Consider the following 14927-nt stretch of genomic DNA (forward strand, 5'->3'; position numbering starts at 1 on the left):
TAATAAAATATGCTTACTTATTCATTATCAAATAGTTATAAACTAAAAATAATTCTTGAAAATCTGATTTCTTATATCGAACTCACGTTAAATTAACGTTTTTTACTGCCTTCTCTATTTCGGACTGTATTTCTAATAGCTGATTTCTTGCATTATCCTCTTCTATTTTAAATGCACCAATATCAACAAACCTATCAAGGTAACTTAATAAGGCGATGGGATTACTTTGAGCATCTTTACTAATTCTTTCAGTTTCACCTTGACCATAGCATTCAATATGAAATTCTGTGGGTCCATCCTCTAAGGTAAGATTTGACATCACACCACCCAGCGGTCGTTCCATTTGATGAAATTGGTTTGCCTTGTCCACCCAATAGAGATGTATGTTATGGGGCCATATATCTGAGTCGACTACGGGATTTTCACTTTTTTTACCGATCAAACATTTAATAGCCTCAAATGTCGTTGACTTACCGGTTCCTCTACCTCCAATTATGCAATTCAGATTAGGACTGAAATGTATTTTATGTCCGTCTAAAAAACCTCCATCTAATACTGCAAAAGCAATCCGTGGTATGGAAGAAGGAATTTGATCTTCGATTCTTACTCTAGCGTCACTATCCTCTAGAGCTATTTTGAAGGCATTAAATGATGGTTTGTCCATTTTGAGCCTAGTGACTTTCTTTACTCCCGACGCATTTCTACCCAATGCACTTAAAGTGTGTGCATCTGAATTCAGTACCCGGGCTAAGAATTGTTTTGTTCCAAGATTTAACTTTTTTATTCTTTCGTCCGCAAACATTCTCCTATTGGAATCAACATCCTCTGATGAATAAAAAATATCTGAGTTAGCTGATTTTAATTCAAGCCCTAATAAACATTTATGACAAATAATGTCTAGTTTGTGAGGCGAGCTCCCGGGATTTTCTATTTCAAAACCACTTCCAACATCAACGTGGGCAAGTATGGCAATCCCATTTAATGGCTCCAATAAATTGAGGCATTCAAGTATTGAATTCTGGCATCTAGAATTTTGAGTGTTTCTATCAACAACATTAATTCTGCCTGAAAACTTTTGTAGAGAATCTAGGTCTGGAAAATAACACAATAGATGGCCTTGCGGCGTTGATAATTCTATACCCGGGATTACAAGCAAGGAAGTTCCTGTGCTGGCTTGTAGCGCCAAGTTTACATTAGTTATCTCGTTGTGATCGGTAATTGCAATGATATCCAAATTTTCAGCAATGGCGCTTGCTACAATGGCACCTGCAGTCATCGAATTGTCCTTAACATCGTGAGATCCTCCGAAGGAATGAATATGCAAATCCGCTCGATAAAATTTCGCACCATTGGGTAACGCTGATAAAGTATCAATAGACATTTTCGTGCATTTAGGTAAGCAATAAGTACTTAGCAGTAACTGACTGGTTTTTAATAAGATTTGTGCTGCCCTTACATATCAAATCTATTTAAATGTAACAATATTTTTATTACATTTTATTATTGTAGTCTAAACAGTAGGCTTGCCTAAAAATAGTCGAAGGGAGTAGAAATTTCAAATAATACTTTTCAATTCGAGGATATAATGTATTGGTTCAACGCAAATATCGTCACTCGAATATCTTCTACCAAAGTAGGTCAAGATATAGAATAGTGTGAAAAGACTCATAGGGGTTTAAGGCCGGTAAATGTTGGACAAGTATTTCTGACTTTTTCATATTTATTTTATTAAGTAACTGAAAATCAGTACACATTACTTTCTGTATTGGAAAATAACCTCGTTGCTCAAAGAAGCATAATCCCGGTTTTTTATAGCATAGGCGAGGGGTCAGGAGACTCCTTTTTATTGGAAATCCGTAGAGTGCTGCGCGAAACCCGACGGATAGCACAATTAGATTAGGATCAGTAGAGTGAGTACTTGGGACTTCTGATTTATATATCAGAAAAAATTTAACTTAAAGAATAAAAATATGAGATCTGTTAAAACAAAAGGTCTCATAAATAGTTTATTAAAAACATCTATTAATTGAGCCGGCATGAGCTCAATTGAATAAGGGTATAAAATTTCATCAGGAGCATGCTGGTGACTGAAATTTTAAACTATTATAAAATGAAACAATCATGATTTCGCCAAAACCCGGAGGGCTATGATTATCAAATCATGATCGCCCTATCTACCGGCAGGCAGGTTCATCGCCACTGAAACGTAAAAGTTAAATAAAATGAAAAACATTATTAAATCTGCATTAATTCCAAGCCTGGTATTAATTCTCGGTTTTACTTCCTGTAAAAAAGACTCAGCTAATCTAATTGATGTAAATCCATTAACTCCTGAAAATATAATTCTAAGCGGGGAGATAAAATCCAGCTTAAGCCTTAAGGAAAATTCAACTTATACCTTAAAAGGGCGTGTATCTGTGATAAATAATTCCGTGTTAACTATTCCGGCGGGAACACAGATTTTGGTGGAGAGTGCTGCAACAGCACTTGATAAAGGAGCCTTGATCATCAGCAGAGGCTCTAAGATCAATATAAACGGTACGAAAGAAAAACCTGTTGTGTTTACTTCAGCGGCAACTTCAAAAGCTCCGGGCGACTGGATTGGAATCATTGTAATGGGTAAAGCATCAACAAATGGTCCCGGTGGAATGCTTAATATTGCTGGCCATGCTGTTAATGTTGATTCACAATTCGGTGGATCAGACGATACAGATAATTCGGGCTCAATTAAATATCTCCGTATAGAATACGCAGGGGGCCTTAACCCAGCTCAGGAAGAGGAGTGGGCTCTGGATATGACCAGCGGTTTGAGCCTGAATGGTGTTGGATCCGGTACTACCATTGAGAATGTAATGGTGAAACATTCCCGTGATGATGCCTTTCAATTTGTTGGAGGTACCGTGAATGCAAAATACCTGATTGCCTATAATAATGGCGATGATAACTTTGATTTCGACCGGGGATACAGAGGCAAATTGCAATTTATTATTTCGTATAACCCAACTGGCTCTGCGGTTGCTATACGTGCACATGGAATGGAGAGTTTGAATGATAAAGATGCGTCCGATATAATGCCTTATACAAGACCAGTAATTTCTAATATGACCATTATTGGTCCGGAGGGCATAGATATCGATATGACCCACCAAAACCAGGGGATCTATATCAGAAAAAACACAAGGTTTAATGTACAAAATTCCATTATAGCCGGGTATTCAAATGGTGGATTAATGCTATGTCCCAGAACCAAACCGCTTTTACTTAATAATCTGGGTTCTGAGTTTAAATACAACCTCGTGAATGCCGATATCCAGACAAGATCCTTTACATATGATGACGGACCAAGTGGAATAGTTATCATACCGGATCCTGAAGTAAGCGGATATGCAGTCCAGCTGCAGGATAATGTAATTCAAAAACAATCTATAAATAGAAATAAAATTGTAGGGACAACGGATCTTCAATTAAAACGTGTGTACATGAGCTCTCCGGATCTCACACCAGAAGCGGGATCCCCGGCATTGATCAGTGCCAATCTAAGTGGTGCAGACTTTTCCACGTTCTTTACCGCAGCAGCACATGTAGGAGCCATAGGGACTGATAACTGGACTGCATCCGGGGTTTGGGCAAACTGGCAATAATGGTTTACCGAACCAAGGGTGTCTGTTGCCTGAAAATTTAAGATCTATCGTAATAAAGGTTCTTTAATCTGCCTGATCAATATTGACCAATTTTCCGCTGTTTAGTGTAGCGCTCATCGGATTGTTAAATTCATAAGAGTCCTAAGACTTGTCTTTATTTTTTATCTTCTATTAATCAATTATTTACACTATTAGTAGTTCCAATATTGTCAAGCTATAACTTTACCAAAGAATTAATAAAGTAAAGGGATAGCTTTACAATATTTTGCCAGATCATAAGTTTAAGAAACCTGCTTACAATAAAAGGCCACCTTCGGGGACATTTAAGTTCCATTGTAACATTAACTCTCATTGCAACCTATACCAGGTGTAATTTTAAATAAGTTTTTAGTTCGATACCAGGTTTTAATTGATATTATTTATAAGGTGAGGAGCCGGGAGACTTCACCTTATTGGAAGGTAGAGCGCTGTACTTAAACGATGGATAGTGTATTGGACATTGCCCTGGGATTACGAACAATGAGATTCTGAGCCCGCAGCCGGTGAATTTCCTGAAAACAAAAAACCCATGTAAATGTTCTGTTTAGATATCAACTTACGCTATTCTAATCTGAATTTTTTAAACAAAAAAATCATGAACGTATTTAAAAAAATCGCCTTGGTGATCACTGTAATTGTCATGTTCGCCTCCTGTCAATCCAAACCAGATGTAAATAAGATTCTTGCCAATAATGAGACAAGAAAGGAATTGATTGATTCTATTGCTACCAATAGCAAAATGTCTAATGAAATGATGGAAGCTCTGATGAACCGGAAGAACGGTAACATGATGCAGGAGTATCATCAAAAGATGATGAAAATGATGAAAGATAATCCGGAAATGAAGAAAAATATGATGGAAATGTCTAAGTCTGATTCAAGTATGGTGTGCCCAATGTGTGGTAAGATGATGGGAAATGATCATATGATGGATACAATTAAAAAAATGCATGATTAATTAAGGCAAACATTGCCGAAAAGGAATATTAGTATCAATTTTATCATGAACAAAATGAATAAAGGTTTTTAAATATCCTGCTAAACAGATTGTTTTTGGGTTCCCAATAGGATAAAGTCAAAGTATGAAGCAGCAACGCTTAAAAGAAAAATTTACTTGCCCAATGCACCCTCAAATCGAGGAAGATAAGCCAGGTAAATGTCCCATTTGTGGAATGGACTTAGTACCGGTAAAAACTGAAAACATTAAGGTTGTTTCAGATCATCATCATGAAAATCATGCTTCCATGGGCCATGAAGGACATGATCATGCTGGCATGATCGCTGATTTTCGAAAAAGGTTTTATGTGGTTTTGGTTCTTACGGTTCCCATCATGCTGCTTTCTGAAATGATCCAGCATTGGCTGGGGGTTGACTGGCGGTTTATCGGTTCGCAATATCTGTTATTTGCTTTGTCAAGCATTGTTTATTTGTATGGAGGAAGACCTTTTTTAAAAGGGCTGGTTGATGAGGTGAAATCAAGAAATCCGGGAATGATGTTCCTGATTGGTTTTGCCATATCAGTAGCTTATATCTACAGTGTAGCCATAGTGTTTGGTTTGCAGGGGATGGATTTCTTTTGGGAGCTAACCACCCTGATTCTAATAATGCTTTTAGGACACTGGATTGAGATGAAATCTGTTGCAGGTGCCTCAAAAGAACTGGAGCTGTTGGTACAGTTAATGCCTTCAGATGCTCATATGGTGATGCCGGATAAGGTTCACGATGTAAAAACTGATACACTTAAGGAAGCTGATATTATTCTGGTAAAGCCGGGCGAGAAAGTTGCGGCAGATGGGATAGTATTAGAAGGTGAAAGCTATTTAAATGAAAGTATGCTAACCGGAGAGTCAAAGCCGGTGTTAAAAGTAAAGGGCGATAAAGTAATTGCCGGTTCTGTTAATGGGAATGGTTCATTTAAGGTCACTGTAACACATGCAGCAAAAGATTCCTATCTCTCGCAAGTGGTGAAGCTCGTTAATGATGCACAAAAATCAAAGTCTAAAACTCAGTTATTAGCCGATACAGCCGCCAGATGGTTAACAATTATTGCCCTGGTTTCAGGTATTGTGACTTTTCTGTATTGGTATTTAACAGGTCAAACCTTAGCGTTCGCAATGGAGCGTATGGTTACAGTCATCGTGATCTGTTGCCCGCATGCTTTAGGTCTTGCAGTACCTCTGGTTGTTGCTAAATCAACTGCTTTATCAGCAAAAAGCGGCTTACTGATCAAAAATCGTACAGCTTTTGAAAATTCGAGAAAGATTACAACCATCGTGTTTGATAAAACAGGTACTCTTACTGTGGGAAAATTCCAGGTTTCAAAGATCGTTTCCCTGCAAAAAGAATTAAATGAAGATGAAATCATTCGTTTGGTATCTGCTTTAGAGCAACAATCTGAACATCCCATTGCAACAGGTATTTTGCAGAAGGTAAAGGATCTGGGAATTACAATTCCTTCAACAGAAAAATTTAAGGCGATAACCGGGAAAGGAGTTGAAGCCACTGTTGATGGCAAAAAAATCATGGTTGTTAGTCCGGGTTATTTAACAGAAACTAACTTATCTCTTCCTGCTGGTTTCAAAGCCAATGAAACAGAAACTGTTGTATTTGTGATCATCAATAAAGAATTGGCAGGATATATTGCCTTATCAGATGAGATTCGTCCGGAATCAGCTGAAGCCATTCAAATCTTAAAGAAAAACAACATCAGGTCTATTTTACTAACGGGTGACAACGTCCGGGTAGCGAAAAGCGTCAGTAACGCATTAGGAATGGATAGCTTTATTGCTGAAGTCTTACCTCACGAAAAATTAGAGAAGATAAAGGACTTACAGAAAAAAGGTGAATTTGTAGCGATGACAGGTGATGGAGTTAATGATGCACCTGCTCTTGCACAAGCTGATATTGGCATTGCTGTGGGTTCTGGAAGTGATATTGCTGCAGAGACAGCCGGAATTATTCTGGTCAACAGCAACCCTCTGGATATTGTGAGTTTAATTCTTTTTGGGAAAGCAACATATAGAAAAATGATACAAAATCTGGCCTGGGCAACGGGTTACAATTTAATCGCCCTTCCTTTGGCCGCCGGGGTACTTTATAATCAGGGTATTTTATTGAGCCCTGCAACTGGTGCAGTATTAATGACTGTAAGTACTGTAGTTGTAGCTATTAATGCAAGCTTATTGAAAATAAAGAGTTAATGCTTTATTTATATTCCAGGAGGATTGTATAAAAAAAGCCCCGCGTATGATGCGGAGCTTTCAAAAAAATTGTTATCTGAGCTTAGAGTGCATAACGAAGGGTAAGTCCATAGGTTCTTGGGTCGCCAAGTACGCCCGCATAATGACCTGCATTACCACCTGCCGGTAAAAGCTGTTCGAAATAATCCTTGTTAAAAAGGTTACGTCCCCATACATAAGCTGATAAACCCCTGGTAGCTTTATATCCGATTCTGGCATTCAAAAGTGTATAACCATCAATATTGAGATAGGCTGAAGGTGATGGGCTTGAAGAGAATGAGGAACGGTAATAGCCATCTATAGCAGTAAAAAATTTTGCTTCCTTATTAAAGAATTTAGTCGGGGTATTATACTCACCGCCCAATGATCCTGCCCATTTTGAGATTCCCGGAAGTTGACCTCCAGAGATATCTTTAAATGCCACCTGCACGCCCCCAACTGTTAAACCGGTTTCTTCAAGAGGTAGAGGTGCATTAGTAAAACGAACATATTTTGCATCAGTATAGGCCGCCGCTCCGTTGAATGAGAAGTGCTGGTTAGCTTTTATCGTTGCGTCCAGTTCAAGTCCATTTACATTCACCTTCTCTGCGTTTGCGATATATCCGCGGTTAACACCCAGTTGCGGTGATTGAACATTGGTCTGGTAATCTTTGATATCTGAGTTATGGAATGTAAGGTTCAATGTAAAGTTATCAGCCGGTGTGCTTTTTATTCCAAGTTCATAATGCTTTGTATCCTCTGGTCTGATAACTGCCAAATCAGTTGCCGCTGCTCCATTGACAGTAGGAAGGCCTGCCACGTTTACACCGACAGGTTTGAAACTGGTTGAATAGGTTGCAAAAGCATTTAATCGGTTACCTGGTCTGTAGGAAGCAGTAAGTGAATAAGTGAAATTTTTCTCATCGGCACTGGCTAAATATGATTGATTACTATAAACTCCATTCTTAATGGCAAGTAATGCAGCATCAGTAGTTTGCAATCCACCCCTGGCAACCCGGTTGTAGTCCACATCCTTATTGTCGTAGTTAATGCGGACCCCAGGCAGGATGTGAAATCCTTTAGCGAATTCCCAGTCTATACTTGCAAAAGCTGCAGCACTTTGAGATTTAATAGAAGCGTTGGTGTATATTCCATATCCTTCCAGGAGTCCCGGTGTTTTCCAAAGGGTGCTGGTTGAACTTTGAGAAAAACGCCATTGTGCTGTTCCTGACTCCTCAGTTCCATTTATTTTTACTTCCTGATCAATGTAAAATATTCCTACTACACCGCTAAGTTTTTCTGTCAGTTGACCGGCATAACGAACTTCCTGCGACCAGTTACGATGCTCTGCAGGATTTTGAGATTTTGCCAAAGCCTGCAAACCTGTAAAGTCTCTGTCATTTGATGGATCCCAGTTCCAGTAACGCCATGCAGTTGTGGAAGTGAGGGTACCCGGACCTAATTTTGTTTCAGCGTTCAATGAAATACCGCCCAGCTCATTTCCCGAATTCCAGGGTGTATCATGGTCTATTTTACGGTCGAATGCATTCAGACTTGGAAGTGTATAATTAAGATCAGCAATGATTGCATTGAACTGACGGTAAGCTGGTCGGAGAGTAGGAACAACTCCTGCAACTACCTGGGCATAACCATCAGGTTGCTGGTCGGATGCATCTGCGGCCAGTGTGATGAAGGTATTCTCAGAAGGTTTGTATAGCAACTGTCCGCGAAAACCCAGATTATTAATATCATTGGTGTATTTTCCGGTCCGCACGTTCTCAACTACACCATTACGCTGTGTGCCTGAAAAAGAGAGACGCGCCGCAATTTTTTTACTGATTGGGCCTGTTACGGAGGCTTTTGTCTGGATGTATCCATAATTACCGAAGCTGGTTTCGAAACTGTAATCAGGAGTGAAGCTTGCTTTGCGGGTTACTATATTAAAGGCACCTGCGCTGGTGTTTTTTCCGAATAATGTTCCTTGTGGTCCGCGCAATACTTCGATACGATCAATGTCAATAAAATCGAGGGTAGCAGCTGCAGGGCGTGCATAATAAACTCCATCAACGTAATAGCCCACACCAGGATCAAGACCGTCATTGGTAAGCCCGAATGGTGAGCCTATTCCCCTGATGTTAACACCGGTATTTCTCGGATTGGAAGTATACATCTGAATGGATGGTATCAGCTCTTTCACTCTGGTTACATTGAATGAACCGGATTCTTCAATTTGGGCTCTGCCCACCACCGAAATCGGAATAGGGACATCCTGAAGGACCTCTGAACGGCGTCTTGAAGTAACTACAATTTCTTCAAGAAGTGCATCGTCTACAAGAGTTAACTGTACAGGTGTTTTATCAAATCTCAGGATCTGGAAATCCTGGGGTTTGAAACCAACAAAAGTAGCCCTGATGAAGAACGGCGGCTCCTGGCTTACACTTAGTCTGAACTGGCCAATTGAATCTGCTTTTGTAAAAATTGAGGTTCCTCTTACAGCTACGGTGGCCCCTGGCAAAGGTAGGCCTTTGGTGTCTTTAACCACTCCCAAAATAACTTGCTGAGCGAATGAAGAGGTATTTTGAATCAGAAAAATGATGAGTAGAAGGAATTTTATTTTATAAGACAAATATTTCATTATTGATATTTTATTAGAATTTGAAAAGATTTAAATAGTGAATAAGGGGTGGATGCTGATCAACAACATCGAGACATTAGGCTGTCTAAGAAGGGAGTAACAATTGAATTTGAAATTTTTCTGCTGAGTACTGTTTTTTTCATAAAACCTATTTTGTAAAGCGTGTGAGAATCATTTTGATTTCATCGTGCAATTATAAATATAATATCTACTAAATCCATAGACTTTGTATAATATTTATTTATTTTTTTTTGGCTATATTCATTTTGCATATGATCTATGCTGATTATCTATGCTGTTGCGCATCCTGGAGGTGATTTTCTTTATTATATATTGTGAAGGTGCAGCTACAAAAGCTCACAAGCCAGGCTTACCTGAATATGGAATCTTCCAGGGAACGTTATCAGAATTTGCTGGAACAAAAGGAAGCTTTCGCTGAATCATTCAGAACTATGGAGATCCGTTTTAATGCTGGAGCGATAAAGTCGGTGGACTATCTGGTGTCGAAAGGAAAATGATCGGGTGGATCAGAATCTGGCGAAAAGCCGTTGTGATTTTATTCTGAGGAAGAAAATTCTGAATTTTTATAAGGGTAAATCAATTTATAAAAGACTGCTTAGCTTTTTTCAATATTTGCCGAATGAAAAGCGTTTAATTATTTCAGGACCGCTTCAGGCTATTGTTCTGCAGATTACACTACCAGGATCAGTATTTGGGATATATCAACATATTTGAAAGTCAGAGGATCTTTTGATTCATATATCAGGAATTAACTCTTCGGGTATCCTGTCAGCTTTCCCACCATCTTAAAGGCAGATCAATCTTATCAATGGAACTGCTTATTAAATCAGGTTTGAAGGCATAATGGCTAAGGTCTTCCTTTTGGGCAATACCTGAAAGTACCAGAATTGTTTTGTATCCCATTTGAACCCCTCCCTGTATATCGGTTTCCATTGTGTCACCTATCACAGTTGTGCCCCCTGTTTCCAGACCTAAATATTTTCGCGCCGAACGCATCATCACCGGACTTGGTTTTCCGGTAACGAAAGCCTTCCGACCGGTTGCTTCTTCGATCATGGCGGTGGTGGCTGCAATTCCCAAATTATTCCATCCCGGTTTTTTAGGTGAGGGATCCCGGTTGGTAGTAATAAATTTTGCCCCGGCGAGGATCATATCTACGGCACGCTGCACCATTTCCAATGTAAAATTCCGGCCTTCACCCAATACAACAAATTCAGGGTCGGTGTTTACCAGCGTAATTCCGTTCTCATGTAAACTGGCCAGTAATCCTCCCTCACCCAATACATATGCAGTGCCATGGGAGCCCTGATCACCGAGGAATTTGCCGGTCGCCATAGCGCTGGTATAAACATGATCGACCGTCACATCAATTCCAAGATGCTTCAGCTTACGCACAACCTCAAGCCGCGTACGCTGGCTATTATTGGTCATAAATGTAAATGGGATATCTTTCTTTATAAGATTGTTTATAAATCTGTCGGCTCCCTCAATTAATAATTCACCACTGTAAATTACTCCGTCCATATCTATTAAAAGCCCCTGTTTCATAAGAATTGATTCTAACCCAAATTTGCATAAAGTATTTCTTAATGGGCAGAAAAATCTGAACATTGGGGATAGTTTTTTGGAAATATTGAAACATATCAAATTGCCTTGAAGAATATATTTTTTTGGAAAAATGTATTTGATTAAAATTGATCAACAGGTACAATTAATTGATCAATAATGAATTATAAGAACCGGCTAATACTGACATTGATTCCGGTATTATCATATCAGATTTCCAATGCCCAACAAATCATTCCACTTTATCCAGGAAAAATTCCTAACTCAAAAGTAAGTGCCAATGAAGAGCAAAAAACTGCAAATGCTCTGGTAGATACAGTAAGCAGAAAAGTGTCTGTTCCGACTTTGACCATTTTTGTTCCTTTAAAAAGTCAAAATAATGGTTCGGCTGTCATTATTTGTCCGGGAGGAGGCTCCGCTATCCGTTGAGTTAGTGAAGCTCTGCGGATTTTCAAATAATTTGGAGTCTCCTGACTCCACTGCATATAAGTAATTGATCTCAATCAAACTACTTTCTTTCTCAACTAATTATTTCCTGAAGAAAATAAGTGATCCTAAAATTGCATGTCAAGGGGACCTATAAATGTGGCCATCCATAAGTGTAACTTTCTCCAATAAGCCCCAACCTAGTTATAGGTACACAAGGAATTAAACCCAATCATGTTATTGTTACACTTCTTGCAATTATTTCTATCTATTTGATTTACTTGTATTTACAAGCTTATTTTTCGGAGGGGATCATCTAATGTCATTAGCTCAAGTTGTCCGGCCCTGAGTAATTTTCTATATTTCAATAATAAATCTAAAAAACACAATGAGAACAAAGCATTTTTTATTATTCGTCCTTGTCATCCTCGGATTAAGTGCCAGTGCCCAGCAGCCTGCAGCACCCTCAGGTAAACCCTATAGTTATATTATTAAAGGTGGACATCTGATCGATCCGAAAAACAATATAAATGAAATCATGGACCTGGCAGTCACTTCAGGAACACGTGCACAAGCTGCGCGTCCTGCAATGGCTGCTCGTCCGGCAGAAAACGGTCGCCCAGCCCGTCCTGCCATGCCTGCCCGTGCGGCTGTTCCTGCATCAGAAGGCAAGGTTGCTCTGGTAGCAAAGAATATTAACCCTGATCTTGCCGATAGAGTCATTGATGCCAAAGGTTTATATGTAACACCTGGTTTGATCGATATACATGTTCATTTCTTCTGGGGACATGATGGAAGTTATTTGAAAAATGCAGCTACAGCTTTACCTGCCGACGGATTTACCTTCCGTACCGGTGTAACAACAGTTGTTGATGCGGGATGTACAGGCTGGAGAGATTTTGAACTGTATAAAAAACGGACCATCGATGCTTCCCAAACCCGTGTATTAGCTATGCTGAACATCGTTGGAACAGGAATGGATGGAGCCGGTGAGAATAATATCGATGAAATGGATCCTCAGAAGACAGCTGAGATGGCTAAGAAATATCCTAACGATATCGTAGGGGTGAAACTTGCGCACTTCTCAGGCCGTACCTGGGTTCCTACCGACCGCACAATTGAAGCTGGAAGGCTCGCAAATATTCCGATCATGGTTGATTTTGGTTCTTCAGATCCATTTTTGCCACTCGATTCATTATTTAACGTGAAGTTCCGAAAAGGCGATATTTATACGCATGCTTTCGGTGGAAATGGTACTGATAACCCAAATGGAAGAGAATCAATTGTTGATATGAATGGTAAAATAAAGCCATTTGTTTACAAGGCCAGAGAAAAGGGAGTGATCTTCGATGTTGGTTTTGGAGGAGCAAGTTATCTTTATAACCAGGGTGTTCCTGCTGTAAAAGCTGGTTTTTATCCAAATACCATCAGTACCGACCTTCATACAGGTAGTATGAATGGTCCTATGAAAACTATGGAGAACATTATGGGTTTATTTATGGCAACTGGAATGCCTCTTAAAGATGTGATCGCTGCAAGTACCTGGCATCCGGCTCAAGCTATCAAACGTGAAGAACTTGGAAATCTTTCTCAGGGATCTGTAGCGGATATCGCAATATTTAAGATCAATGATGGCAAGTTTGGATGGCCTGTAAGAGGAGGGAAGTTTGAAGGATCTCAACGGTTCCAAACTGAAATGACTTTAAGAGCCGGCAATGTCGTTTATGATCTGGACGGAATTTCTCAGCCTGCCGGACCAACTCCAACACGCTAAGAGATCTGTATAAATAATCATATAAAAAATGAAATGCCTTCCATTTGGGAGGCATTTTTTGTGTATCGCTATTTCAGGATCAGACAAAGACAGAACTAAAAATATCTCCCGATTGTTATAGATTATATGTTTTATTTCGTGATACTAGATTGTTCACAGCCTGTAATATAAATTCGTAAGCTGAAAATTTGTTGAAATTCGAAAATCATCTTATAAACGCTAACTCAAAACACAATTTGTTGTACGATTAATATCAATAAGTACGGTATGAATTTCCAAAACTGCTCCAAAATACATTGTATTAATTCTTTTAGCTTTGAAAGATGGAAATCCTGATAATTATTTTTCTGATCCTGTTAAATGGAGTGTTCTCAATGAGTGAAATTGCACTCATTTCAGCACGAAAGTTTAAGCTGGAAACTGCAGCAAAAGGTGGCAATAGAAATGCTGCAAAAGCTTTAGAACTTGCAAGAAACCCAAATACTTTTCTTTCTACAGTTCAGATTGGTATAACTCTGATAGGTATTTTGACAGGTATTTTCAGTGGGGAAAAGTTAACGGATGATTTAGAAGCAGCATTTAAAAGTATCCTGTTCTTATCAGAATACGCTGAAACTTTGGCAGTAGTTTCGGTCGTCTTAATCATCACCTACTTTTCAATTGTATTTGGCGAACTGCTGCCGAAACGCATCGGATTAAGTTTTCCTGAAACTGTAGCTACCACGATGGCGAGGCCGATGGGGATAATATCCTCCATTACAAAACCTTTTATATGGCTTTTAGCAATTACTAATGATCTGTTTCTTCGTTTGTTTGGTATTAAGGAAAAGTATGATGGAATAGTAACTGAGGAAGAAATTAAATCAATTATAGCTGAGAGTGCTACTGGCGGAGAGATCCAGGAAATAGAGGAAGATATTGTTAAGCGTGTTTTTGCATTGGGAGATCGAAAGGCAGTCGAGTTAATGACTCACCGCTCTGATATTGTATGGTTCGATGTTAAAGATGACTTAAAAATAATATCATCGAAAATTGAAGTTGATCCTCATACAACTTATCCTGTTGTTGATGGCTCTATGGATAACCTTCTGGGTACAGTTTCTGCCAACCAAATCCTGCCGAAAAGCTTTGAACCTGATCTGTTTAATTTGAAAGAACTAATTAAGAGGCCACTGTATGTACATGAAAGAATGGCTGTTTATAAAGTCCTTGAACAGTTTAAAGAACATAGAGCTCACTTAGCTATAGTTGTTGATGAATATGGAATATTCCAGGGGGTTCTTTCTTTAACTGATGTTTTTGATGCTCTGATAGGCGATATTAATCCGGGAACCAATCAGGAGTCTGAAATAATAATAAGAGACGAAAAATCATGGCTTGTTGACGGGCAATATCCATATTATGAATTAGTCAACTATTTTAAGATTAATAATGCACAGGAGCCTGAAGGGTTTACTACTATAAGCGGGTTAATACTTCATTTGTTACATCGTTTTCCAACAACCGGAGATAAGGTTAGCTGGAAAGGCTTTGAGATAGAAATATTGGATATGGATGATCAAAGAATTGATAAGGTATTGATTACCAGAAAATAGTAAGCGATGATG

The 14927-nt window shown here is 39.0% G+C and carries 10 protein-coding genes; 7 read left to right on the forward strand and 3 right to left on the reverse strand.

From position 1 onward, the window contains the following. Nucleotides 1–82: 82 nt before the first annotated feature. On the reverse strand, nt 83–1381 hold the full coding sequence (locus BLR27_RS12350; protein ID WP_090705319.1) for an AAA family ATPase: 1299 nt from the start codon (nt 1379–1381) through the stop codon (nt 83–85). Nucleotides 1382–2222: 841 nt separating this feature from the next. Here BLR27_RS12350 and BLR27_RS12355 point away from each other — a divergent pair. The 3 genes from BLR27_RS12355 (at nt 2223) to BLR27_RS12365 (ending at nt 6880) form a co-directional block, all read left to right on the forward strand. Beyond that, on the forward strand, nt 2223–3641 hold the full coding sequence (locus BLR27_RS12355) for a hypothetical protein (protein WP_090705321.1): 1419 nt from the start codon (nt 2223–2225) through the stop codon (nt 3639–3641). Nucleotides 3642–4275: 634 nt separating this feature from the next. Continuing rightward, nucleotides 4276–4638, forward strand: coding sequence for a hypothetical protein (locus tag BLR27_RS12360; protein WP_143007744.1), 363 nt, complete (start codon nt 4276–4278; stop codon nt 4636–4638). 124 nt (nt 4639–4762) lie between these two features. After that, nucleotides 4763–6880 carry a copper-translocating P-type ATPase gene (locus tag BLR27_RS12365; protein ID WP_262485657.1) on the forward strand — a complete coding sequence of 706 codons (2118 nt, stop codon included), beginning with the start codon at nt 4763–4765 and terminating at the stop codon, nt 6878–6880. Nucleotides 6881–6962: 82 nt separating this feature from the next. On the opposite strand, the gene BLR27_RS12370 is transcribed toward BLR27_RS12365, so the two are convergent. After that, nucleotides 6963–9533, reverse strand: coding sequence for a TonB-dependent receptor (locus BLR27_RS12370; RefSeq protein WP_176767692.1), 2571 nt, complete (start codon nt 9531–9533; stop codon nt 6963–6965). 335 nt (nt 9534–9868) lie between these two features. Between BLR27_RS12370 and BLR27_RS12375 the strand changes: the two genes are divergently transcribed. Beyond that, complete coding sequence (locus BLR27_RS12375) at nt 9869–10051, forward strand: TolC family protein (RefSeq protein WP_090705325.1); 183 nt, start codon at nt 9869–9871, stop codon at nt 10049–10051. A 271-nt stretch (nt 10052–10322) separates the two neighbouring features. Here BLR27_RS12375 and BLR27_RS12385 read toward each other — a convergent pair whose 3' ends face one another. Beyond that, nucleotides 10323–11102, reverse strand: coding sequence for an HAD-IIA family hydrolase (locus BLR27_RS12385; RefSeq protein ID WP_090705420.1), 780 nt, complete (start codon nt 11100–11102; stop codon nt 10323–10325). 177 nt (nt 11103–11279) lie between these two features. Here BLR27_RS12385 and BLR27_RS12390 point away from each other — a divergent pair, with 177 nt between their 5' ends. The 3 genes from BLR27_RS12390 (at nt 11280) to BLR27_RS12400 (ending at nt 14915) form a co-directional block, all read left to right on the forward strand. Further along, nucleotides 11280–11549, forward strand: a complete 270-nt coding sequence (locus BLR27_RS12390; RefSeq protein WP_090705329.1) for a hypothetical protein — start codon at nt 11280–11282, stop codon at nt 11547–11549. Between the two features lie 385 nt (nt 11550–11934). Continuing rightward, complete coding sequence (locus BLR27_RS12395) at nt 11935–13320, forward strand: amidohydrolase/deacetylase family metallohydrolase (RefSeq protein WP_143007745.1); 1386 nt, start codon at nt 11935–11937, stop codon at nt 13318–13320. Nucleotides 13321–13643: 323 nt separating this feature from the next. After that, nucleotides 13644–14915, forward strand: coding sequence for a hemolysin family protein (locus tag BLR27_RS12400; RefSeq protein WP_090705330.1), 1272 nt, complete (start codon nt 13644–13646; stop codon nt 14913–14915). Nucleotides 14916–14927: the final 12 nt, after the last annotated feature.

This window comes from Daejeonella rubra, assembly GCF_900103545.1.
In the GTDB taxonomy this organism is placed as follows: Bacteria; Bacteroidota; Bacteroidia; order Sphingobacteriales; family Sphingobacteriaceae; genus Daejeonella; species Daejeonella rubra.

What these genes read in the sequence shown, in the direction of transcription:
- BLR27_RS12350 (WP_090705319.1), bottom strand. Translation starts at nt 1,381, where the DNA reads ATGTCTATTGATACTTTATCAGCGTTACCCAATGGTGCGAAATTTTAT.
- BLR27_RS12355 (WP_090705321.1), top strand. Translation starts at nt 2,223, where the DNA reads ATGAAAAACATTATTAAATCTGCATTAATTCCAAGCCTGGTATTAATT.
- BLR27_RS12360 (WP_143007744.1), top strand. Translation starts at nt 4,276, where the DNA reads ATGAACGTATTTAAAAAAATCGCCTTGGTGATCACTGTAATTGTCATG.
- BLR27_RS12365 (WP_262485657.1), top strand. Translation starts at nt 4,763, where the DNA reads ATGAAGCAGCAACGCTTAAAAGAAAAATTTACTTGCCCAATGCACCCT.
- BLR27_RS12370 (WP_176767692.1), bottom strand. Translation starts at nt 9,533, where the DNA reads ATGAAATATTTGTCTTATAAAATAAAATTCCTTCTACTCATCATTTTT.
- BLR27_RS12385 (WP_090705420.1), bottom strand. Translation starts at nt 11,102, where the DNA reads ATGAAACAGGGGCTTTTAATAGATATGGACGGAGTAATTTACAGTGGT.
- BLR27_RS12390 (WP_090705329.1), top strand. Translation starts at nt 11,280, where the DNA reads ATGAATTATAAGAACCGGCTAATACTGACATTGATTCCGGTATTATCA.
- BLR27_RS12395 (WP_143007745.1), top strand. Translation starts at nt 11,935, where the DNA reads ATGAGAACAAAGCATTTTTTATTATTCGTCCTTGTCATCCTCGGATTA.
- BLR27_RS12400 (WP_090705330.1), top strand. Translation starts at nt 13,644, where the DNA reads ATGGAAATCCTGATAATTATTTTTCTGATCCTGTTAAATGGAGTGTTC.